Below are 23282 nucleotides of genomic sequence, written 5' to 3' on the forward strand. Positions count from 1 at the left end.
CATCAAGACGACCACGCCCCGAATTGACGTGTATACGAATAAACCCTCATTACTTGACGGGGAACGTCCAAGCTGGTCCAATTTCATTTCTACCCGGGGGTGATAAATCCATTTCGGAGTGCAGCGCGCCGGACGCTGACGACATCTCCAGCCCGAATTGAGTTCATTCGCGAAGGGCGCGCCTCAGTTGGTCGCCAAGGGGGCGCAGGATGTAGTGCAACATCGTGCGCTCGCCCGTCTGGACAAAAACTTCGACAGGCATGCCCACCGCCAGATGCGTCTTGCCCAGCTTGCGCAGCTCCGTTGCCGGAATCGCGATCGTCGCGGGATAGAATGCCGTATTCGTCGCGCGGTCGATGGTTCGGTCAGCGGCGAGCTGAACGACTTTGCCTTCCAGCTCGGGCGTCGTGCGCATGCTCAAGGCGGTAAATCGCAAATGCGCGGCCTGGTCCTGCGCCACCTGATCGATGTCGGTGGGGCGGATCCGGGCCTTCACGACGAGACGGTCCTTCTCGGGCACGATTTCGAGCAGAGTCTGCCCCGCAGGTACGACGCTACCCAGCGTCCGCACGGCCAGCTTGTCGACGATACCGGTCTGCGGGGCGCGAATGACGGTGCGATCGTTCTGATCGCTGGCGGCGACCTCCTCCTTGCGCACCTGGGCGATAGCATTGCGCACCTGGGCCAGTTCGATCGCTGCCTGACTGCGGGCCACACTCTCGATTGAGGCCATCTGCGCGCGCAGTTCGGAGATCCGCGCACGCGCCTCGGCCATGTTCGACTGCGCCGTCGCATGGTCTGCTTCCACGCCGACTGCGGCGCGTTCAAGCGCATTGAGCCTGTCGAGTGTGGTCAGCCGTTCTGCGTAGAGTTCACGTGTCTGCGAAAGTTCCTCAAGAACGAGGTTGGATTGCCGGGCATAAGCTGCAGCGCGGCTGCTTTGCGCCGAAATCTCCGCCCGCGCCTGCGCAATGCGCCGGGCCAGTTGCAACCGTTGATCGCCGCGCGCCACCTGGTCGAGTTCGAAAGACCGGCGCTCGTCTGCCAGAATGACCGCCACTTGCGGATCGTCGGCCCGGCTGCGCAATTCGGCAGGGAAAGCGATCCGCACAGCATTGTTGCGCAGAGCCCGCAGCCTCGCTTCCTTTGCAAGCAATTGAAAGAGATCAAGCCCTGTGTACTGCGCCGCCGCACCAGCCACGCGCGAATCCAGGCGGATCAGCGCCTGCCCCTTGCGAACATGATCTCCATCCTCGACCAGAATCGCCTTTGCGACCCCGCCGAATGGATGCGAAATCTCCTTCACGTGCGTTTCGACGCTCACTTCGCCGGGCGCGATGACTGCGCCAGCCATCGGCAGAAAGGCGATCAGAACTCCGAAACCCAGGACCAGGACAGCCACTGCGCCCAACCCCAGCCGCAAAAGATCCGAGAGCCCCCGCTCCACCCCGGTGGAGAATTCACCCCCACCCGTCGTCGCATGGGAAGCCAGCAAAATGGACGAGGCTTGGGCAAGGACGCTCACTCGCCCACCTCCACCGGCCTGCCTGCAGGCCTGACATCCTTCGAGGGATCGCCCGAAGCATCATCCTTTTCGTTTTCATCGCGGCGCGATCGCAAACTCCCGTCGGAAGTAGCTGACGGTGCGAGGCGTGCCTCGAATTCTTCCCTTGTTTCGAACCTTTCGATCCTGCCGTTGGCCATCGCCATGATGTGACTGGCATGAGCGATTACGCTGGGTCGATGGGCAATGACGACGACGATCGCCCCACGCCTGCGCGCCTGCCTGATCGCCAGACCCAGGGCCCGCTCACCGTCATGATCGAGATTGCTGTTGGGTTCATCGAACACGAGCAGGAACGGGTCAGCAAACAGGGCCCGCGCGAGTGCGATCCGTTGTTGCTGCCCGGCCGACAGGCCACTGCCATGCGCCCCGATAACATGATCGTAGCCTCCCTCGAGCCGTACGATGAGGTCGTGGCAGTCCGCAGCCCTTGCCGCAGCCAGGATCGCTTCGCGATCCGCATCTGGCTGGAACCGGGCGATGTTCTGGCCGATCGTTCCTTCGAACAGTTCAATCGACTGCGGCACGTAACCGAGAATTCGGGCGATCTCGTCCGGCGACCACTGGTCCAGAGTCGCGCCGTCCAGCCGGATCGCGCCGCGCAAGGGTTTCCAAATGCCGCAAAGCACACGCGCCAGGGTCGTCTTTCCGGACCCGCTTCTGCCCACTACCGCCAGCGCATCGCCCGCACGCAATCGGAAGCTAAGATCGAGCACGGTGACTTTCTGCGTTCCCGGGGGGCCGGCTGCGATTCCCTGCACCACAAGATCGCGCCGGGGTCGCTCCAGCCCCATGGGCGTAACGTGATAAGGCACAGATTCGAACTGGCTTCGCAGGCGATCCAGCGCCTGCCGGGATGAAACCATCCCCTTCCAGTTGGCAATGGTCTGTTCGACCGGCGCAAGCGCACGGGCCGACAGGATCGACCCTGCAATGATGATGCCCCCGGTCGCGCGCCCGTCGATCACCAGAAAGGCGCCCAGTGCCAAGGTCGCCGACTGAAGCAACATGCGAAAGGCCTTCGTCGATCCCGACAAGGTGCTCGAGATCGCCGAAAACCGGTCATTGGCACGAAGGAATTCGGCCTCGACACTGTGCCATTCGCTTTGGCGCGCACTCGCCATGCCCAGCGCCTTGAGCGTTTCGGCGTTGCGCAAAGTGGCTTCGGCCAGGCCGACACGCCTTGCCCCTGAGCGCATCGTTGCCAGCGCCAGCGGTTCGGTCATCCGGTTGTTGACGAACATCAGCGTCACCAGCACTGCCACGCCGATCAAGGCGAGCAGGCCGATGCTCCAGTGGAATATGGAAAGAATGAGCAGGTAGACCGCGATCCAAGGCAAGTCGACGACCGCCAGCGGGCCCGGCCCCGACATGAACGCCCTGACGGTATCGACGTCGCGCACGATCTGCGTTCCATTCGGTATTGCGCCGCGCGTCAGTTCATGGCGCGACAGAACATCGAGCACGCGATCGCTGATCGCGCGCATGAACATCGAGCCGACTTGCACCATCACCCGCCCCCGAACCACATCGAGAAAGGCCTGGAATGCATAGGCGAGCGCCACCATCAGCAGCAGGCTGACGAGCGAGGGAACGCTGCGGCTCGGCAGGACGTCGTCATAGACGAGCAGCATGAAGAACGATCCGGAGAGCAGCAGCACATTGTAGACACTACTGATTGCCAGAACCGGCAAGAGCACGCGCCTGAGCGGCACGAGCGCCTGCTTCAGTTCCGTATTCAGCCGGGGCGCGAGGATCATGCTGTCGTTTCCATGGCGAGGGCCGCATTACATATCGCCGAGCATGATTCTGGCGATCAGAAGTAGGTCCGTTCCCGAGCCAAACCGGATGCACTCGCGGTTCCCATCTGCCTCTCATCTCCTAGGATCGATGCAGCAATCGCGCCTTTGCCGGAGGGAGGCGGCGGAGCGGGCTGCCGTTACCCGAGCAGCCCGCTCCGCAAGAACCCCCACGCACGGTCCGATACCTTCCAAACCACCCCTTGGGGAACCATGCGTGAAGTGCAGGACTTTGTTGCATCTGTCGATTATCCCGTTTGCGGCCCTGTTCGCTGGCCAGGCAATGGCGGACACACTGGAGCAGGCCATTGCCAAGGCGCATGAATACAATCCGCAACTGAAGGGGACGCAATTCCTGGCCCGGTCTGCCGACGCCGCAGTTGCCAGGGCCAAGGGGGCCTATGGCCCCAGCCTCGCGGTTTCGGTCCGTCATGAATATACTTTTGATCGAACGACGCTGAACGATCTTGCGTTTGACGAACAGGGCTTCGGCACCACCGCCTCCCTTTCGCTTTTGCAACCGCTGTTCACCTCGGGTCGCCTTGCCTCTGGACTGGATGGGGCCCGCGCCGGCCGGATGATCGCGCGGGAGAACTTGCGCGCTGCCAGCCAGCAATTGATGCTTGATGTCGTGAATGCCTATGCCTCGGTCCAGCGGGACCTGACACTCTTTCGTGTCGCCCGGGATATCCACGCCCTGCTCGCCCAACAAAGCAACGTCACTGCCGCCCGCTTCAGGCTGCGCGATTCGACAAGACCCGATCTCGATCAGACTACCAACCGGCTCGAAATCGCCGCCGGACGGGTGATCCGAGCCCGCGCTGCCGTGGAAACCAGCGCGGCGCGCTATCGCAATATCGTCGGCACCTATCCCAGCGATCTGGCCGCGCTTCCCGACCTTGCGCCCATTCCTCCGCTCGCGGACCTTTACGCGCGTGCGGATGCGAACAATCCGCAGGTCCGGGCAGCCAGATATACAGCACTCAGATCACGTGCCGCTGTCGCTTCCGCCCGCGCAGCCATGGGGCCGCAAGTCAGCGCCTTCGCTTCGGTCGAGCGCGCGCCGTTGACCCCTTACCAGAACACGCGGCGGGTCGAGCGGCTCTTAGCCGGCGTCAGTCTGGCGATGCCGCTTCATTCGGGCGGACAGCTCCTTGCCGCGCTGCAGGAAGCAGAACAGCGCAACCTTGCCGACATCCAGTTCGCCGAACAGACCCGGCGCGACGTGCGCGAAACGCTGGCGACAGACTGGAACCTCTATCGCGCCGCGGCAGAGGCCCTGCCTCGATTCGAAGCGGCCGTCCGCGCGGCAGAGAGCGCCGTCGCCGGGGTCAAACGTCAGGAAATGGCCGGCATACGCACCCTGCGCGAGGTTCTGGACGTAACCAACGACCTGCTCACCGCCCGTACCAGCGCGGCCGAGACGCGCGCCGAACTGTTCATCCGCAAGATCGCGGTCCTGCGCGATGCCGGACTACTCAGCCCCGAATTGTTCAATGTCGATTCGTCGCCTCGCGGTGCGGTCCTGGCTGCCGATAGCGCCGAGCAACCCTTCATCCCCGCCGGGCTGCCCTTGCGCCCATTACTCGATCCGATCGACCGCATCCTGAGCAACGGCCGTGTTCCGCAAGTCCCCGTCCAGATCGAAAACGAAGGAACCTATCTCTGGGAAGATGGAACGGAAGCTTTGGAAAAGCCCTCTCCCTAATTCGTGTGCGCCTAGTCAACGCGGCACAGGTCGGCAACGAAGCCCCTGTGATCCGAACCCAGATCGGGGCTGGTCCGGATGGATTGGACCTTCCAGTCACGACCAACCAGCAGGTGATCGATTTGCCAGAACCCGGGGTAGCGGTGGCCTTCGTAAGTGATTGGCCATGTGGGACGATCGGTTCGCGTCAGGCTCATGCCATTGCGCCCGGCGTAATCGGCCAGGAGCCGCATTCTTGGCGAAAGATTGAAATCGCCGACAATCACGGAACCAGCCGGCACGGTAAGCGCCTTGTCGAGTTGCCGCAGTTCATGGGACTGTCGCCCCAGCGGCAGAGGACGGGACAAATGCACCGCGAAGACTTGAAGACCTCTCTCGTCTCCGGCACGATCTGCCGGTCCTTTGAATGGGAGAACCATGCCTGCGGCCGGCAGGGACTTGCGATTGAAAGGGTCGCCGTGCGTCAACGCCTCAGTCGCAGTTGGTTCGATACTGGAAAACAGCGCCGTCGAGCAACGCCCATTGTCGAGGCACGACTGCCAGTGCGGATAACGCTTTTCGAGCACACTGTGCAGCGGCAGGTATCTGGGCAATTCGGCCACGCCGACAACCTGCGGCGATTCGGAGTCGAGCCAGGCGGCGATGCGATCCGGATTCTTCGGCTTGTGGGTGTTGATCCAGGCGATCCGCAGGCGTGCGCTGGAGGGTGAACAGGCAGGGGATCGGGCCAGGTCCGGCCAGAACAGGCCAAGCGCAGGCAGGCAGCAGAAGGCTAAAGCCGCCCTCCCCGCCCATGATCGGGCCCGCAGCGCGAGGACGCAAACAAGGACCAGGCTGGCCCATCCCAGCGGTGCGGCAAAGAGATTGATGAGGTCGAGCGCAGGATGCGCATTGCCGAAGCGCCCAAGGATCATAAGCAGGAGGAGCGGCGCCAGCAGGCATTGCCCAAGGCCATACCAGCAGGAATGTCTTGTGAAGCGCGACCGGCCATCCATGCACCGCTTCTCCTTGCTGAAACGACTGCGACTGGATCGCAGGCTCCTGCCGGCACTGCAACATCCTCTCCTGGTTTCGCATTGCCCCAAGGGCGCAATTGGCTCCATTTCGGCGGATTCCGGGCCACGCACTGCGTGCCGATGGGGCTAGACCCGACAGCACGCAGCATTTGGGTTCTCGCCCGCGGCAGGGGCCCGGACGCGCGCCAACCCTTCCGGGAGCAACGGAACTTGCGAGAATCCTTCTTTCTGGCGCTTGCAAATCGCATGCCACGCGGCCGCTTCGGAATTCGGGCGCGCCGGGAATTGCTGAAGCTTGCCGGCATTGCAATGACAGGAAAGGTCATTGTCCTGGGCCCGGTGACGATCGTACCGGTCGGTGGCGGCCGCCGCATTCGCATCGGCGAACGGACTTTCATCAACAATGACGTGCGCTTTGCCAGTCGCGGCGGCGTAACGATCGGCAGGAACGTACAGATTGCCGCGCGCGTCAGCTTCGAAACCGCGACACACCCACTCAGCTTTACGCAAGGCTGCGCAAGGCCGAGCGTCTACGCGCCGATCGTCGTCGAGGACCATGCCTGGATCGGCGCTGGAGCCATCTTGCTACCCGGCGTGAAGATCGGCCGCGGGGCGGTTGTCGCCGCCGGGGCCGTGGTGCACCGCGACGTCGCACCGATGACAGTTGTCGGGGGGGTGCCCGCACGCTTCCTTCGCGACGTGCGCCCACCAAGCGCAAACCCGGTCCAGACGACAGGCACCTGTACCGCGAGCGACGAAGGAAAGCGCGGCTGATCGAGCCTGCCAGCGCAAGCCCCGAGCGATCGGCGCCCCCCAGCCATGGATCGGTTTCGGACTTGCCTGACGTTCCGGCCCTCGACGCGGCGTTCTAGTGTGGCCGAAATGCATGACCCATTTTGCGGAACCGTAAGCGATGACTGCATATGACCAGATCCCGGCCCTTCAGCCTTCGGTGGCAGTTGTCGTCGCCAGCCTCGGCCGCCCCGACCTGATACGTCAGTTCCAGATCCTGATGGAGCGGCAGACAAGCAGCCCGGACATCCTGATGTTCTCGGTCGTCAGCGCGGCAGACCTTCCGCCCGGCCTGGAGGAAAGCACCCGCTTGCGTGTCATCCGCGGCAGCAAGGGCCTCTGCGCCCAGCGCAACCGCGCGCTGGACTGGCTGAAGGCGCGCTTCGACATCATCGTTTTCTATGACGATGATTTCGTCCCATCAAAGTTCAGCATCCAAAACATCCGCGCATTCTTCGCCGAGCATCCGCAAGTTGCAGGGGCGACCGGAAAGGTTCTGGCTGACGGGATCAATGGTGCAGGGATCTCCTTCGGCGAGGCGATGCAGATCGTGCGCGCGCATGAGAAGCGCCGGTTCGCACCCAACTGCATCGTCAGGGGATTACGGGGTCTTTACGGCTGCAACATGGCCTATCGCACCACCGCCATCGGTGAACATCGCTTCGACGAACGGCTGCGGCTCTACGCATGGCAGGAGGATATCGACTTTGCCGCTTCGGTCGGCACGAACGGCCGGCTTGTGCAGACTTTTGCCTTTTCGGGGGTTCATCGCGGCGTAAAGCTGGGGCGTACGCCTGGATTGAAGCTTGGCTATTCGCAAATCATCAATCCCTCCTACCTTGTGCGCAAGGGCACGATGTCACGCCGCTTCGCTGCCCGGCTGATGCTGCGCAACCTGGCTGCCAATCACCTGAAGGCCCTGCGACCGGAACCGTGGGTGGACCGCGCCGGACGAATGAAAGGCAACTGGATCGGCCTGTTCGATCTTATCCGCGGCAATCTGACTCCGGAACGGATCGAAACGCTCTGATTTCAGTTATTTGTATCAACCGAAACCTAACTTATGATTGCACGCAACTTAAGGCGTGACGGATCTCGTTAGCCCCACCTGACTTCTGCGGCAGAGGGGGAGTGGCGGGGATTGATGGTTTCATAACCACACAAGTTCTTCTAGAACCGTAGAATCAGGTGCGATATAACCGCTGCTAGATAGCGATAACGATGAACGAAGGTCCGCACAAATCCAGTCCCATGCAGCGGGGACGACGAGAGCAGAGTCGCTTGCGCGTCCGCCTGCCCGTGCGTCTGGAAACAAGGTCCGTTACCTGTCGTGCGATACTGATCGATTTGTCGTCAAGCGGCGCGCGACTGGCTCTGGAGAACCTGCCCAGGGTGGGGACCGAGGCGCTGATCCTATGGGACAAGTACGAAGCATTCGGCGAAGTGGTCTGGGCTGAGGGAGTTCAGTGCGGCATCGCCTTTTTCGATCCGCTCCCTGGGGACGTGGTGCTGAAAACGCGTGAGCTCGATGATGCCGCCCACCTGCCGCAGGATAAGGAACTTCTGCGACAGGTGGCACGGCAATGGGTCGAGGGGACGACCCGGCTCTGACCGGAGCGGGGTTTCCCGTGTCTGAGGGGGTCAGACAGGCACGGGAGCGGTCAGAGAAACTTCTGAAAAATAGCGAGCCATGGCATCGACGGCGGGCTCGGTCAGTTCGATGAAGGCGCGGCGGCGATCGCTGTCGTCGCATACGCGCACGAACAGGCCAGCTTCGACCATCTGGCCGATCCAGCGCAGCGCCGTGGTCGGCGGCACGCCGGAAGCGATGCACAGCGAGGTGACCGAAACCCGCTTGCGTTCCAGCCGGGCGGCAGTGAGATCGAGCAACATGTCCCATGCCGGATCCGCGAAGAGTTCCTCGTCAAGGAAACGTCCCCGCAATTGCCGCATGCGGATGATCTGCCGCACCGTCTGCGCATCGGGCAGCCCCAAGCGCGCAGGCTCCCGTCCGGAATGGGCGCCGCGCGCCTGCGATCCTGCGGGTTCGAACGAGAAGGCCGATGCCGCGCTGGCCGGGGCGGACGGACGGCCGGGTGCGAGTCGATCAATACGTCCGGCAATCTGGCTGACCTGCTCGGTCAACCGCAAGAGCATCAACCGGTCATTCTCGGACAATTCGCGCAGGCGCCCCTGGGGGAATTCCGAAAGAACGCGGCCCAGTGCCAGAACCCGCTCGGCCCGGTTGGGATCGACGAGCAGAATTGGGGCGGACTGATCCATGCAAGCGAACACCGCATCGAGCGCATCGACCGTGGTCGAGACGATCAGGCGGCAGCCCCCCGATGCCGCGCGCTGGTCCAGTTCGGACAAGGCGGCCATCGTCTGCCCATCGACTTGCGGGCAATCGAGCAGGACGACATCGCCGAGGGCTCGCATCGGCGCATCGACGACATCCCGCAGCGGACCTGCCGCCGACACCGTCAACCCGGCGGCAGCAGCATCTTCGCGCAGGCTTGCCCGCAAGTGGCCGCGATTGGCATAGATCGAGATCGAAACCGACTGCCCTGTATCGCCATGGCCGGCGGAGCCGGCACCCTTGCCGAGACCGGCCTTGCCGTAGGAAAAATCGCTCTGGGCAAAGTCCGTCGCTGCCATCTCGTCCCGCCTCCATGCTCCTGGACAGGAACATAGTTGGAACAAAATGGCCGCAAGTCAATGATGACGGGCGTTAACTTACTGTCACCAGCCGGACAGCTCCCGCGTGACCAGCGCCTCGAGCATGGTCATCCCGGCCCGGGTATCGTTGAGGCAGGACAGCACGGCATAGCGCTCTCCACCCGCCGCCTCGAACACCTCGCGCCCGCGGATCGCCAGTTCCTCCAGCGTTTCCACGCAGTCGGCGGAAAAGCCCGGCGCCGCAATCGCCAGTCGCCGCGTGCCCGACTTCGCCTGCTCTTCGAGAACCGTCTCTGTGGCCGGTTCCAGCCACTTGGCGCGGCCAAAACGCGACTGGAAGGTGGTCTCGATCCGCAGGCCCGGGTAGCGCTGCGCAAGGCGATCTCCGAGCAGGCGCGCGGTCTTGCGGCAGTGACAGTGATAGGGATCGCCCAGGTGAAGCGTTCGTTCGGGCATGCCGTGGAATGACAGCAGCAGGACTTCAGGCGCGAAGTCGAGACCTTCGACCTGCGCCGCGATGTCCGCCTCCAGCGCCCCGATATAGGCTGCGTCGTCGAAGTAGGGCGGCAGCGTGCGCAATGCCGGCTGCCAGCGCAGATCGCGCAGCGCATCGCCTAGCTTGTCCATCACCGAAGCTGTCGTCGCGCCCGAGTACTGCGGGTAGAGCGGGGCCACGAGAATGCGGTCACACCCTGCATCCATCAGCGCCTTGAGCTTCGAGGGGATCGACGGATTGCCGTAGCGCATCGCCCAGTCCACCCGCACGCCGTCTCCCAGCATGCCCTGCAGCTCGCGGGCCTGTGCGGCGGTAATCGCGGCAAGCGGCGAGCCCTCCTCGGTCCAGACCTGGGCATAGGCATGCGCGGATTTCGCGGGGCGGGTGCGCAGGATGATGCCGTGAAGGATCGGCTTCCATGCGATAGCGGGAATTTCCACCACGCGCTTGTCCGAGAGGAATTCGGCAAGGTAGCGCCGGACCGCATCGGGGGTGGGCGCATCGGGCGTGCCAAGATTGACGAGCAGGACCGCCACGCCTCCGCTCGCCACCGCGGGGTGATCGACAGGGCGGATATCTGGGCTGGTCATCACAGTTCCTCGGCAAAGAGCGGCAGGCGCCGGAAGCGGTATCCGGTCGCGGAAAAAAGCGCATTGGCAACCGCCGGGGCAACGGCGGCAACGCCCAGCTCTCCCGGATCGGCCGGTTCGGCATCGCTGGCGATGAAGGCTAGGTCGATCTCCGGGCTGTCTGCCAGGGTCGGCAAGGCAAGGTCGCCCAGGCCATCGAGATCGGGGCGGCCATCGGTATAGCGGGTGCTGCTGCCCAGCGTCAGGCCGAGCCCGAATATCAGGCCGCCTTCGATCTGCTGGCGGGCAATATCGAAATTGACGATCCGGCCGATGTCGGCAACTGCGCTCAGCCGCTCGACCCGCACGCCGTTCTCGTCGCGCCGGGCGCTGGCGACGACGGCGATGCGCCCTTCGCCGATCATGTGGCAGGCGATCCCCTGCCCGCTGTTGTCACCGCCGCCGCCCCACTGCGCCAGCGCGGCGACGCGCTGGAGGCATTCGGCAAGGCGCGGGTTCTGGCCCAGCATGGCCATGCGGAAGGACAGCGGCTCGCGCTCGGCCTTGTGGGCGAGTTCGTCGATGAAGGATTCGGTGAAGAAGGCGGTGTAGCCGTGGGCATTGCCGCGCATGCGCGCGGTGGGCAGGTCGATCCGCGCAGGTACGTGATCGACCGCCACATTGGCAATGCGATAGGGCGGGATTGCGCCGTCCACCGCCATGGCATCGCCTTCGCCGGCGACGGCGCGGATCGCATCCTGCGGCGTATCGCCATCGAACAGGCGCCGGCCGAATTCGCGAGCCGTCGGCGGCACGGCTATGCGCGCCCGCCAGCCGACCGGATTGCCCTCGGCATCGGTCCTCGCGGCCATCACGGCCACTGCCGGCGTGCGCGGCAGTCCTGCGGCCTGCTCTTGCCGGCGCGACCAGGTCAATTGCACAGGCTTGCCCACTTCGCGTGCGATCAGCGCGGCTTCCACCGCATGATCGAGCTCGAGGCGCCGGTCGAAGCTCCCGCCGATCGGCATGGGATAGAGCACCACGTCGACCACGCTCATGCCCAGAGCCTTTGCCGCAGCCTTTCGCGTTGCCTCGGGCGCCTGCGTGCCGACCCAAAGCTCCAGCCTGCCGCCCTCGATCCGCGCCGTCGCGCTGGCAGTCTCGATGGTGGCGTGAAGCGCTGGCGCGACTTCATAGCGGATCTGCAGGGGCAAGCCGCCCTTTACCTGCTCCATGTCGCCGTAAGCGAAGATGCGGTGGGTTTCACCCTGCTGCATCGCCGCGTCGAGCGCGGTGTCGGCCTGGCCGCTGTCGGCTGCGCCGGACACGCGATACCTGGGCGCAGCGCGGGAAAGCGCGGTGTCTGCCGTCCACCAGTCACGGGCGACGGCGGCGAGCCACGGGCCGTGCTGCACGAAGCGATCGAAACCGCGCAGGCCCCTGGCGGCATCCTGCCTGTAGCCGATGACTTCGGCGCGGCCGAGCGGCGCATGACGGATCGCGGCGTGGACCATGCCCGGGATCCGGACGTCGCCAGCGAAAGTCCAGGTGCCATCTACCTTGGAGGGCAGGTCGAGACGGGGATAGGCAAGCTGCAGCCCAGGTACGAAATCGCCCGGATCCTCGCCCATCGGCTGCGGGTCGAGCGGCGGCGGATCGGGCGGCGAGAAACCGACTGCCTCGCTGGCGAGCACGCCGAAAGGCAGGCGATGGCCCTCGTGAATCACGAAACCGCCCTGCACCCGGCACTCCTCCCAGGCAACGCCCCAGCGAGCCGCGGCGGCCTGCATCAGCATCGCGCGGGCCGAGGCGGCCGCTTCCCGGACCGGCGCTTCGAAGGCGGCAACCGCGGTGCCGTCCGCCGTCACGTTGAAGCGGGTATCCTGCGCCCAGCGGCGGGTGAACACGCTGTCCGGTTCCTCGGCGAGCTTGGGAAAGGCCGGCATCCACAGCGGCGCCCATCGCGCGGCGAGGACCTGATTGGCATAGATCGCGCTGGTGGGCGCCGGTTCGACCGCCACCTGCCGCCAATCCGCGCCGAGCTCATGGGCGACAATCTGCGGGATGAGGGTGGTTACGCCCTGCCCCATCTCGACTTGTGGAACCGCGACCGAGACGACGCCGTCGCTGCCGATCTTGATCCAGGCGTCGAAGGCATATTCGTCGCGCCCCGGCTCGAGCGGCAGCGGGAAATGGCGCGGGCGCAGGGCGTAGCCGATGGCAAGTCCGCCACCTGCAAGGGCGCCGATCAATATGCCTCGGCGCGTGATCGCCATCAGGGGTGAGCCTTGCTCGCGCCGCCGTCCAGCCATTCCCCGACCTTGCGTGCCAGGTCGGCGAAGGCCTGCGCCTGCGGCCCTTCGCCGGCAGCGGGGGGCTGGCCGGCATCGCTGTCGAGCCGAATCGACATGTCGAGCGGGATGCGCCCCAGGAAAGTCTGGTTCATCGTCTTGGCCGCCGCTTCCGCGCCACCGGCGCCGAAGGGATCGCTGACTTCGCCGCAATGCGGGCAGGCGTAGCCGGCCATGTTCTCGACGACGCCGACGATCGGCACGCCGCCCTTCTCGAACAGTTCCATCGCGCGGGTGGCGTCCATCAGCGCGAGGTCCTGCGGCGTGGAGACGATCACCGCGCCGGCCGGCTTGAACTTCTGCAGCATCGTGAGTTGCACGTCGCCGGTACCGGGCGGCAGATCGACGATCAGGATTTCCGCCCCGTCCCAGTGCCCCTCGAGCAATTGCGTCAGGGCTCCCGCCGCCATCGGCCCGCGCCATGCAATGGCCTGCCCGGGGTCGGAAAGGTGCGCCATCGACAGCACCGGTACGCCCCAGCGGCTGGCGATCGGCACCAGCTTGCTGTCATGCGCGACCGGACGCTGGCCCTCGGTGCCGAGCAGGCGCGCCTGCGACGGCCCGTAGATATCCGCATCGACGAGGCCGACCTTGCGCCCCTGCCGGGCGAGCGCGACCGCCAGATTGGTGGCCAGCGTCGACTTGCCGACGCCGCCCTTGCCCGATCCGACCGCGATGATCCGGCGCTCGACCTTGTCGGCCATCATTGCCACGCGCACCTCGGCAACGCCCTCGGCGCCCGACAGGGCCTGCTTCGCTGCCGCTTCGAGCGCGCTGCGCGCCGACGAATCGAGACCGGTCGCATCGAGCACCAGCGTCGCCCGGCCGTCCGCCACCCGCAGCGACTGCAACCGCGTTGCCGCCTCCTGCGGCAGCAGCGCTTTCAGTCCCTCGGCTTGATCGTTCGACATGTCTACTCCGGCCCTAGTTCAGGGGCTCAGGTGGCAAAGGGAACGAAAAAGGGCAAGAGAGGCACTGTTTTTGTGGGGATAGGCTTCCTATAGATGGTCCCATGAAAGCAATCGGTGGTGCAATCGCACGAGCAGGCCTTGCCATGTCCGGACGCCGCAGTCCCTGGGGCGGAAGCGACAAGGGCGGCGAAGGGCCTTCGGACGAGTCCGGCAAGGACGGCGAAGACAACGACGGGGACAGTGGGTCCGAGGGCGATGGCGATCGCTCGGGGGACAAGCGCGGTCCGCGCAACCCATGGCTGCCCAGCGGCTCCACGCCGCCGCGCCGGTCCGCCAGCATCGAGGACATTTTCCGCACGCGCGATCCGCGCCGCCCCGGTGGCGGCTCTGGCGGCCCCGGCGGCGGCGGCGGCAACTTCCCGCGCCTGCCCCAGCGCCCCGACGGCAAGTCGTGGCTGCCGCTCGGCATCGGCGCGGCGGTCGTCGCGCTGCTTGCGCTGTCCAGCGTTCACATGATCGGCCCGAAGGAACAGGCGGTCGTGACCCTGTTCGGCAAGTATGCGCGCACGATCGATTCGGGCGTGAACTTCACCCTGCCCTGGCCGATCGAGCAGGTCGACGTGGAGGACGTACGCACCTTCACCGTGGACTCGATCCCCGAGGGCGAGACCGAGAAGCTGATGCTGACGAGCGACAAGAACCTCGTCGACCTCAGCTACCTGGTGCGCTGGAACATCAAGAACCTGGTGAACTACAAGTTCCGCCTCACCGATCCGAAGGAAACCGTGCGCGAAGTGGCCGAGGCGGCGATGCGCGCTTCGATCGCGCAGATCTCGCTGAACGACGCGCTTTCGGGTGCGGGCCGCGCCCAGGTGGAGCAAGACGTTCGCGAGCGCATGCAGCGCATCCTCGACTACTACAAGGCAGGCGTTGCGGTGCAGGGCGTGGAAATCAAGAAGGCCGATCCGCCCAGCAAGGTGGTCACCGCCTTCCAGCAGGTCACCGTCGCCCAGCAGGAAGCCGAGCGCGACCGGTCCGAAGCGCGCGCATGGGCACAGCAGCTGCTGGCCCGCGCGCAAGGTGACGCGGAAGCCTTCGACAAGGTCTATCAACAGTACAAGCTGGCCCCCGAGGTCACCAAGCGGCGCATGTATTACGAAACCATGGAGCGCGTGCTGCGCGACAACGACACGGTCGTGGCAGAAGCCAAGGGTGTGACCCCCTACCTGCCGCTGTCCGAAGTGAAACGCCGCGCTGCGGACGCTGCCCCGGATGCAGCCGCGAAGGGAGGCCAGTGATGTCCAACGTCTGGCAGGACTACAAGGCGTTCTGGATCGGCGCCGGGGTCATCCTCGTCGCCATCCTGATGAGCATGATCGTCGTTCCCGAAAGCGAACAGGCCGTCGTCATCCGCACCGGCAAGCCGATTGCGGTCTACAACGGCTACGATCCCAAGGCCGCCTTCGGACAGACCGACGCGGGCGTGCATTTCCGCATCCCGCTGGTCGACAAGGTCCAGCGCATCGACAAGCGCCTGCTCTCGGTCGACATGGAGCAGCAGCAGGTGCTCTCGACCGACCAGGACCGCCTGATCGTCGATGCCTATGCGCGCTATCGCATCATCGACCCGATCAAGATGGTCGAGACCGCTGGCACGACCGAGCGCGTGACCGAGCAGCTTGAACCGATCCTCTCCTCGGTGCTGCGCCAGGAACTGGGCAAGCGCACGTTCCAGTCGCTGCTCACCGCAGAGCGCGGCAAGGCGATGGAGAACATCCGCGACGGCCTCGACCGTGAGGCGCGCGAATATGGCGCCCAGGTCGTCGACGTGCGCATCAAGCGCGCCGACCTGCCCGAAGGGGCGCTTGCCAGCGCCTTCACCCGCATGGAAGCGGCCCGGCAGGAAGAAGCCAAGACGATCACCGCCAAGGGACAGAAGGACGCGCAGATCATCCGCGCCGGAGCCGAAGGGCAGGCCGCGAAGATCTACGCCGACAGCTTCGGCCAGGACCCCGGCTTCTATGACTTCTACCGGGCCATGCAGAGCTACGACGTTTCGTTCGCCAAGAGCGAAGACGGCAAGACCATCCTGCTTGGGTCGGACAATGCTTACCTGAAGCATTTCAAGGAGCCGTGAGAGCGGCCTTCAAGGCCGCAAACTGGCGGAAAACAGGCGCCATTCAAGGTCGGTTAAGCTCATGGAGCGTCAATCGGCAGGGGGTCGATGGATGGTGTCGAACACCGTCGAAATGGAGGAATCAAAGGACGTGAAGCCCGTGCGATATGCTTATGGATTGACCACAGCCCTCCTGCTTGGAGGCGCCACCCTGTCGCTCGCAACCGGCTATCCGGCAGGAGCGCAGGTCGCCCAGAACGAAGCCGGCCAGATGGCCCATGTCGTCCCGCGAGGCGGCGCTCCGGCCAGTTTCGCCGACCTGACCGAACAGCTTGCGCCAGCCGTGGTCAACATCTCGACCCGACAGCGAATCCAGGTCCAGCAGAACAGCAATCCGTTCGCCGGGACGCCGTTCGAAGGGCTGTTCGGCGGCGGCGGCGGCGCCGGCCCGCAAACGCGTGAAGCCCAGTCTCTGGGCTCTGGCTTCATCATCAGCGCCGACGGCTACATCGTCACCAACAACCACGTCATCACCGCCGAAGGTCGCGGCGAGGTGGAATCGATCACGGTGACCACCCCCGACGGCGAGGAATATCCCGCCAAGCTGATCGGCAAGGACGCGGCTTCCGACCTCGCCGTCCTGAAGGTCGAGCGTTCCAAGCCCTTCCCCTTCGTGAAGTTCGGCGATTCCTCGCACGCCCGTGTGGGTGACTGGATCATCGCCATCGGTAACCCGTTCGGCCTCGGCGGTACGGTGACCTCGGGCATCATCTCGGCGGTCTACCGCAACACCGGCGGCGGCGGCGCCTACGACCGCTACCTGCAGACCGACGCGGCGATCAACCGCGGCAACTCGGGCGGCCCGATGTTCGACATGAACGGACAGGTCATCGGCATCAACAACGCGATCTTCTCGCCCACCGGCGGCAGCGTCGGCATCGGCTTCGCCATCCCGGCGGAAACCGCGGCGCCGATCGTGCAGAAGCTGATCAAGGGTGAAGCGATCGAGCGCGGCTACCTGGGCGTGCGCATCCAGCCGCTCAACGACGACCTTGCCGAGTCGCTGGGCCTCGAACGCAACAAGGGTGAGTTCATCCAGTCCGTCGAACCCGGCGGCGCGGCTGACAAGGCCGGGGTCAAGGCCGGCGACGTCGTCGTCAAGGTCGGCGGTAAGGAAGTGACCAAGGAGCAGACGCTCTCTTACCTCGTTGCCAACACCGAGCCGGGCAGCCGCGTGCCGGTGGAAGTGATCCGCAACGGCCGCAAGATGACTCTCAACGCCACGGTCGCCAAGCGCCCGAGCGAAGACGAACTGCAGCAGAGCTTTAACTCTGAAGACGACCAGCAGAACGCCGATCCCTTCAACAACCCGCCCAAGCAGCAGGAGCAGGGCTACATCGAGAAGTCGATCGGCCTCTCGGTCACCCCGCTCACGCCGCAGATCGCGCGCCAGCTCGGTGCGTCGGATAACGTGAAGGGCCTCGTCATCGTCGCCGTCGATCCCAGCTCGGACGCCGGCCAGAAGGGCTTCGCCCGCGGCTTCATCCTGCTCCAGGCCAACGGTCAGGACGTTAACACGCAAGCCGACCTCGAAAGCGCCATCCGCGCCGCCAAGGCAGACGGGCGTTCGGCCATCCTGCTGCGTGTACAGCCACGCGGCCAGCCTTCCGCCTTCGTGCCCGTCCGCATCCGCTGACGGGCCGCAGCGCCCCGGCCGCAAGGTCGGGGCAGCGGACATACAGAAACACCCGCCGGAGCGATCCGGCGGGTGTTTCTGTATGCGCTCGCGGCGCGGGGTGCGGGGCCTGATCTCATCCCCCGGCAACGCGAAGGAAGGCCCGGCAACGCAATGTAAGGGATCGCCCCGATCCCCCCTTGCAGTGCCTCAGTAGTTGGGAACGGGGGTCGGCGTGCGCGTTGCGGCCGGTGCCGGAGTGCGGGTTGCGCCCGGCGCGGGCGGGGTAACGATCTTGGGCGCAAGCCCCTGTCCGGGCCGAAGACCCGGATCATTGGCCGGGGCCCGGCCAGTCGCCCGGTCGAGGAAGTCGTCATTGGCGGCGGGCGGATTGCCGTAATCTGGCACCATCGCGGCACCGGGGCCCGGCCCCGGGCCGATCGTGCCGTCCTCGTAGATCGGGGCATCGTCGCCCGAGCCGCTGCCCGGATGCACCAGGTTGCCGTTCTCGTCGACGTAGTAGTAGTCATCCGGGTTGCCCTGGAGATACTCGTCGTCCGGCTCGAGCTGCCACTCGGGAAGTTGCAGCTTGGTGTCGAACTCCTCCACGGGACGCTTGGCGACGGCGACCTTCATGAAGTCGGCGAAAGCACGCGCCGGAGCGTGGCCGCCCGACAGCCCGGGAACCGCCTTGGCATCGTCGCGGCCCATCCACACGCCGGTAGTCACGCCGCTGGAGAAGCCGAGGAACCAGCCGTCCTTGTTCGAGCTCGTCGTGCCGGTCTTGCCCGCAACCGGTCGGCCGATCTGCGCCGCCCGGCCGGTACCGGTGGCCACGGCCGACTGCAGGAGGTCGGTGATCCCGGCCGCAACGTAGTGAGGCACCAGAACCTGCCCGCGCACCGACTTGTGCTGGTAGAGTACTTCGCCGTCAGTCGTCGTGACCTTGGTGATGCCATAAGGCTCCACCGAAGTGCCGCCGGCGCTGACTGCAGCGAAGGCGCGGGTCATGTCGATCAGGCGCACTTCCGAAGTGCCCAGCACCATGGCCGGCTGAGTGTTGATCGGCGTGGTGATGCCGAAGCGGCGGGCCATGCTGGCCACGGTACCGAAGCCCACCTCATTGCCAAGCTGCGCCGCGATGGTGTTCTTCGAATAGGCGAAGGCGGAGCGGATATCGATCTGCCCGGCATACTTGCGCCCGGAATTATGCGGGCTCCACCCGTCGATCGTCACCGGCTCGTCGACCACCGGATCGCTCGGCGTGTAGCCCGCCTCGAGCGCGGCGAGATAGACGAACAGCTTCCAGGCCGATCCTGGCTGACGCTCCGCGCTGGTTGCACGGTTGTAGTTCGAATTGATGTAGTCCGTGCCGCCGACCAGCGCCAGCACCGCACCGTCGTTGTCGAGGCTGACCAGTGCGCCCTGCGCGCCCTTGGGAGCATTCGCGATGATCGCCGCGGTCGCCGCTTCCTGCATCCTGGGGTCGAGCGTGGTCCAGACCTCGATCGGCTCGTTGGTCTCGGGCAGCAGCATGTCCAGCTGGGGCAGCGCCCAGTCGGTGAAGTAGCGAACCGAGTTCTGCCCCTTCTCCTTGGCAAGCTTGACCTTGGTGAGGTCGGTGCCGTCCGCCTCGCTCTGGGTAATGACGCCGTTGTCGGCCATCGTACCGAGCACGACGTTGCCGCGCGCGATGGACGCCTGGACGTCGGCCGTCGGCGAATAGTTCGACGGGGCCTTGACCAGACCGGCGATGATCGCCGCTTCTCCGGTCGAAAGCTCGGTCGCAGGATGGCCGAAGAACTTGCGGCTCGCCGCGTCGATGCCATAGGCGCCGCCACCGAAATAGACCTTGTTCAGGTAAAGCTCGAGGATCTGGTCCTTGCTGAACTTGCGTTCCAGCGCCAGCGCCAGGACCATCTCGCGCGCCTTGCGCCCGAACGTGCGGGCGTTGTTCAGGAAGATGTTGCGCGCCAGCTGCTGGGTGATCGTGGAGGCGCCCTGCTTCCAGCGACCGGCCTCATAGCGGACCATGACCGAGCGCACGATGCCGATGGGATCGACGCCGTAGTGATCGCGGAAGCGGCGATCCTCGACCGAGATCATCGCGTCCTTCATGATTTGCGGGATCTGGTCGTAGCCCAGCCACTTGCCGTAGCTCGGCCCGAGCGAGACCAGCTCGCTGCCGTCGCGGGCGCGCACGACGATCATCTGCCCGTTCTGGCTGCTCTTGAGCGCGCTGAAATCGGGCAGTTCGCGCATGGTAAACGTCACGGCCGCAGCAAGGAACAGGCCGCCCAGCAATGCCAGGGCAAGACCCCAGATCATCAGTGAGCGGATTGCGCGGAACCAGAGCGGTTTCCTGGTCGGCTTGGAGGAAGGGCCGCCCGATGTGCGGCGCCGGCCGGTATTCTTGGCCATCTTCTAGATGCAAACCCCTTTGACGGACCTTCTTGTCCGAACGCGTCGTACACTTTGTACGCCGGATTTGTAACCCGACCTTAACAACGAGATGTGCATGAAACGGCGCTTTACCGAGCGCCGCGCGCCGGTTCAGTCTTCCTTCGGCTTGAAGTCGAGCGAGGCACTGTTGATGCAGTAGCGCAGGCCGTCGGGCCCCGGACCGTCCGGGAACACATGCCCGAGATGTCCCTCGCAGCGGGCACAGGTCACCTCGGTACGCACCATGCCGTGCGACACGTCGCGATGTTCGTCGACGGCATCGCCCGCAACAGGGGCCGTATAGCTCGGCCAGCCCGAGCCGGAATTATACTTCGTTTCGGACGAAAACAGCGGCGCGCCGCAACCGGCGCAAGTGTACATGCCGGCCTGGTTGTTGCTTTCGTACTTGCCGGTAAAGGCCCGCTCGGTGCCAGCCTGCCGCAGCACCTGGTACTGTTCGGGCGTCAGCCGTTCGCGCCATTCTTCTTCCGTGAGGTTGAGCTTGTCGGTCATATCTGCACTTCTCCTTGGCGCAGATATGGGGCGGTGGGGCGCAGGTTTCCAGTGCCCCTCCCCGTGCCGGGCAGCTCACACCCAGGTTCAGGCCATCGGTTCGACGACCAGCACCACGCCGTCATGGCCGACGACCTTGAGGCGCGTGCCGACGATGGCATCCGCGCCCTTGGCAAGCCATTCGCTGTCACCCAGGCGCACGCGGCCGGAACCGCCCTCGATCGCCTGGGTCACCACAACCGTTTCGCCCACCACGCGCTCGCCGCGCTGGTTCATCTTGGGATCGGCGGCCACCACCGGGTGATCCTTGAGCACGCGCTTGCCGGTGAAGACGGCGATGATCGACAGCAGCGCGAAGATCACGATCTGCAGCGGCAGCCCGATCGGCAGCAGCCACGCGACGAGCCCCGTGATGAGCGCCGCCCCGGCCATCCAGATCAGGAACACCCCCGGGATCGCCATCTCGGCAATCGCCAGCACAAGGCCGATGGCCAGCCAGGTGTAATGCACCTCCAGGTTCATCAGGTCATCCATCAGCGGTCACCGCCGGCAGAGGGCGGCACGCTGGGTGCGGCGCGGCGCGTCTGGGCAGGAGGCGGCGGGGGCGAGGACGGCGGATTGCTGTTCAACGCTTCCTTCGCCAGTTCACCGATCCCGCCCAGCGTGCCGATCAGCTGGGTCGCCTCGACCGGGAAGAGGATCGTCTTGGCATTGGGCGAGGTCGCGAACTTGGCCACCGCCTCGGTGTACTTCTGGGCGATGAAGTAGTTGATCGCCTGCGAGCCCGATTCCGCAATCGCCTGGCTGACCATGTGCGTCGCGCGGGCTTCGGCCTCGGCTTCGCGCTCACGCGCCTCGGCGTCGCGAAAGGCGGCTTCGCGCCGACCTTCTGCCGAGAGGATCTGCGACTGCTTTTCGCCTTCGGCGCGCAGGATCGCCGAAGCTCGGCTTGCCTCGGCCTCGAGGATCTCGGCGCGCTTCTCGCGCTCGGCCTTCATCTGGCGGGCCATCGCGTTGGAAATGTCGAGCGGGGGCCGGATGTCCTTGATTTCGACGCGGGTGATCTTCACGCCCCAGGGCGAAGTCGCATGGTCGACCACCGACAGCAGGCGCGCATTGATCTCGTCACGCTTGGACAGCGTCTCGTCGAGGTCCATCGAACCCATGACCGTACGCAGGTTGGTGGTGGTGAGCGCCATGATCGAGCTGTAGAGGTTGTGGACCTCGTAAGCTGCCTTGCCGGCATCGAGCACCTGGAAGAACACTACCGCATCGACACCGACCATGGCGTTGTCCTTGGTGATGATCTCCTGCCCGGGAATGTCCAGGACCTGCTCCATCATGTTCACCTTCTGGCCGACGCGGTCGACGAAAGGAATGATGACATGAAGCCCGGGCTGCGCCGCAAGCGTGAACTTGCCGAGCCGTTCTACCGTGTAAACATAGCCCTGCCGCACGACGCGAACGCCCATCATCAGGAAGACGACCACGACGACAATCAGGGCAATGAGAAATTCAGTCACGGCGCAATCCCCTCATTACATGCCGATAAAGCACGATCCTAGCGGCAGGGACGTAAGGGACAAGTAAAACCGGAACTTGTTAAATTGCACCGAAAGCCCCGCTGCCAATCCAACTGAGCCTGGCGATGCCAGAACGCACCGGCGATGCGGAAGTTGTCCTCAGAGCCGAGCGAACAGGGCCAGCATCCGGTTCCAGGCCTTGTCGGCTTCGCTCGGATCCCAGGACGGCGAGTCCGGCACGCACCAGCCGTGATCGGCTTGATAGACCTCGATCTCGGCCGGGCGGCCTGCGGCGTCCGCTGTCTTGCGCAGCTCCACCTTGGCCTGCGGGTCGCGCGCATCGTCATTGCGGGCGATTGCAAAGAGATAGGACGCCTCGGTCTTCGCAAGCAGGCGATGCGGACTGTCCGGCTCCTCGGTCACGAGCCCGCCGCCATGGAGCGAGGCCGCCGCCCCGACGCGATCGGGCACGGCCGCCGCGGTGCGCACGGTGAACGGACCGCCCATGCAATAGCCGTTGCTGCCGATCCTGCGCCCCTTGTCCACTTCGCGCTGCCCATCGAGAAACGCGACATAGGCCCCGGCATCGCTGGTGATTGCCGCCGGGGTAAGCTGTTCGCGCAAGGGCGCGATCTTGGCCTGTCCCTCAGGCGTGCGCCACTCGGCAAAACTTTTTAGAAGCGGCGCCGGGCCACCGCGGTAGTACTGGTTCACCACCAGAACCGCATAGCCTTCGGCAGCCAGCGTGCGGGCCATGATCTTCTTGGCCTCCCGCAGTCCCGCGATGTCGGGCCACATGACGATGCCGGGATGGGCGCCTTCGGACGGGTGGACGAAGAAGGCATCGGCAACGCCATCAGGCGTGGTGATCGAAACCATGCGCTCGGCAACCTGGCTGCCCCCGTCAGCCTCCACCGACTTCGAGCAACTGGCCAGGGCAATGGTTGCCCCCATGGCCGCGAACTGGCGCCGGCTCAGGCCGCGCCGGGCCAGATTGGCGTCTTCGCTTGCTTGGGTGAATTCATCGCACATGGGGACAGGCCTCCCGGATTGTCGAGATTTGCCGAGAGGTTACCAAGCCGCTAGCGAGATTGCGAGCGAATGGTTTCAACACGAGAATGAGTATCC

General features: G+C 65.0%; 19 protein-coding genes. 7 read left to right on the forward strand and 12 right to left on the reverse strand.

The window, feature by feature from the left end; genetic code table 11:
• Positions 1–163: 163 nt before the first annotated feature.
• Positions 164–1525, reverse strand: coding sequence for an HlyD family type I secretion periplasmic adaptor subunit (locus tag PP1Y_RS22435; RefSeq protein WP_148275048.1), 1362 nt, complete (start codon positions 1523–1525; stop codon positions 164–166).
• Complete coding sequence (locus PP1Y_RS22440; protein WP_013834229.1) at positions 1522–3324, reverse strand: type I secretion system permease/ATPase; 1803 nt, start codon at positions 3322–3324, stop codon at positions 1522–1524. The genes PP1Y_RS22435 and PP1Y_RS22440 overlap by 4 nt, the downstream gene beginning before the upstream one ends.
• Before the next feature lie 322 nt (positions 3325–3646).
• Here PP1Y_RS22440 and PP1Y_RS22445 point away from each other — a divergent pair, with 322 nt between their 5' ends.
• Positions 3647–5071, forward strand: coding sequence for a TolC family protein (locus tag PP1Y_RS22445; protein WP_232512532.1), 1425 nt, complete (start codon positions 3647–3649; stop codon positions 5069–5071).
• Between the two features lie 11 nt (positions 5072–5082).
• On the opposite strand, the gene PP1Y_RS22450 is transcribed toward PP1Y_RS22445, so the two are convergent.
• Positions 5083–6066: an endonuclease/exonuclease/phosphatase family protein gene (locus PP1Y_RS22450; protein ID WP_041559109.1), complete on the reverse strand. Its 984-nt coding sequence runs from the start codon at positions 6064–6066 to the stop codon at positions 5083–5085.
• A gap of 330 nt (positions 6067–6396) precedes the next feature.
• Here PP1Y_RS22450 and PP1Y_RS26545 point away from each other — a divergent pair, with 330 nt between their 5' ends.
• The 3 genes from PP1Y_RS26545 to PP1Y_RS22465 all read left to right on the forward strand — a co-directional run bounded on the left by PP1Y_RS26545 (position 6397) and on the right by PP1Y_RS22465 (position 8490).
• The gene (locus PP1Y_RS26545) at positions 6397–6861 is read left to right on the forward strand and encodes a DapH/DapD/GlmU-related protein (RefSeq protein WP_013834232.1); all 465 of its coding nucleotides are present in this window, start codon (positions 6397–6399) and stop codon (positions 6859–6861) included.
• Positions 6862–7000: 139 nt separating this feature from the next.
• Positions 7001–7909, forward strand: a complete 909-nt coding sequence (locus tag PP1Y_RS22460; RefSeq protein WP_013834233.1) for a glycosyltransferase family 2 protein — start codon at positions 7001–7003, stop codon at positions 7907–7909.
• A gap of 251 nt (positions 7910–8160) precedes the next feature.
• Positions 8161–8490, forward strand: a complete 330-nt coding sequence (locus tag PP1Y_RS22465) for a PilZ domain-containing protein (RefSeq protein WP_232512534.1) — start codon at positions 8161–8163, stop codon at positions 8488–8490.
• 30 nt (positions 8491–8520) lie between these two features.
• On the opposite strand, the gene PP1Y_RS22470 is transcribed toward PP1Y_RS22465, so the two are convergent.
• From PP1Y_RS22470 to PP1Y_RS22485, 4 genes are all read right to left on the reverse strand, one after another.
• On the reverse strand, positions 8521–9537 hold the full coding sequence (locus PP1Y_RS22470; RefSeq protein WP_013834235.1) for a MarR family transcriptional regulator: 1017 nt from the start codon (positions 9535–9537) through the stop codon (positions 8521–8523).
• Between the two features lie 84 nt (positions 9538–9621).
• Positions 9622–10644, reverse strand: coding sequence for a ferrochelatase (gene hemH / locus PP1Y_RS22475; RefSeq protein ID WP_013834236.1), 1023 nt, complete (start codon positions 10642–10644; stop codon positions 9622–9624).
• Positions 10644–12899, reverse strand: a complete 2256-nt coding sequence (locus tag PP1Y_RS22480; RefSeq protein ID WP_013834237.1) for a xanthine dehydrogenase family protein molybdopterin-binding subunit — start codon at positions 12897–12899, stop codon at positions 10644–10646. Before PP1Y_RS22480 ends, hemH begins: the two co-directional genes overlap by 1 nt.
• Positions 12899–13885 carry an Mrp/NBP35 family ATP-binding protein gene (locus PP1Y_RS22485; protein WP_007012204.1) on the reverse strand — a complete coding sequence of 329 codons (987 nt, stop codon included), beginning with the start codon at positions 13883–13885 and terminating at the stop codon, positions 12899–12901. The genes PP1Y_RS22480 and PP1Y_RS22485 overlap by 1 nt, the downstream gene beginning before the upstream one ends.
• Positions 13886–14028: 143 nt before the next feature.
• Here PP1Y_RS22485 and hflK point away from each other — a divergent pair, with 143 nt between their 5' ends.
• The 3 genes from hflK to PP1Y_RS22500 all read left to right on the forward strand — a co-directional run bounded on the left by hflK (position 14029) and on the right by PP1Y_RS22500 (position 17697).
• Positions 14029–15183 (forward strand): protease modulator HflK, encoded by a 1155-nt coding sequence (hflK, locus tag PP1Y_RS22490; protein WP_013834238.1) that lies wholly within the window; start codon positions 14029–14031, stop codon positions 15181–15183.
• Complete coding sequence (gene hflC / locus PP1Y_RS22495) at positions 15183–16022, forward strand: protease modulator HflC (protein WP_013834239.1); 840 nt, start codon at positions 15183–15185, stop codon at positions 16020–16022. The genes hflK and hflC overlap by 1 nt, the downstream gene beginning before the upstream one ends.
• A 91-nt stretch (positions 16023–16113) precedes the next feature.
• Positions 16114–17697 carry a Do family serine endopeptidase gene (locus tag PP1Y_RS22500; protein WP_232512536.1) on the forward strand — a complete coding sequence of 528 codons (1584 nt, stop codon included), beginning with the start codon at positions 16114–16116 and terminating at the stop codon, positions 17695–17697.
• Positions 17698–17886: 189 nt separating this feature from the next.
• Here the strand turns inward: PP1Y_RS22500 and PP1Y_RS22505 are convergent, their stop codons facing one another.
• From PP1Y_RS22505 to PP1Y_RS22525, 5 genes are all read right to left on the reverse strand, one after another.
• Complete coding sequence (locus PP1Y_RS22505; RefSeq protein ID WP_013834241.1) at positions 17887–20097, reverse strand: transglycosylase domain-containing protein; 2211 nt, start codon at positions 20095–20097, stop codon at positions 17887–17889.
• 132 nt (positions 20098–20229) lie between these two features.
• Positions 20230–20631, reverse strand: coding sequence for a peptide-methionine (R)-S-oxide reductase MsrB (msrB, locus tag PP1Y_RS22510; RefSeq protein ID WP_013834242.1), 402 nt, complete (start codon positions 20629–20631; stop codon positions 20230–20232).
• A gap of 87 nt (positions 20632–20718) precedes the next feature.
• Entirely contained in the window at positions 20719–21165 is a 447-nt protein-coding gene (locus tag PP1Y_RS22515) for an NfeD family protein (protein WP_041559110.1), read from the reverse strand.
• On the reverse strand, positions 21165–22103 hold the full coding sequence (locus PP1Y_RS22520) for an SPFH domain-containing protein (RefSeq protein WP_013834244.1): 939 nt from the start codon (positions 22101–22103) through the stop codon (positions 21165–21167). Before PP1Y_RS22520 ends, PP1Y_RS22515 begins: the two co-directional genes overlap by 1 nt.
• A 210-nt stretch (positions 22104–22313) precedes the next feature.
• A complete protein-coding gene (locus PP1Y_RS22525) occupies positions 22314–23186 on the reverse strand; it encodes a dienelactone hydrolase family protein (protein WP_013834245.1) in 873 nt (290 codons plus the stop codon).
• Positions 23187–23282 lie beyond the last annotated feature (96 nt).

It is taken from the genome of Novosphingobium sp. PP1Y (assembly GCF_000253255.1).
Classification (GTDB): Bacteria; Pseudomonadota; Alphaproteobacteria; order Sphingomonadales; family Sphingomonadaceae; genus Novosphingobium.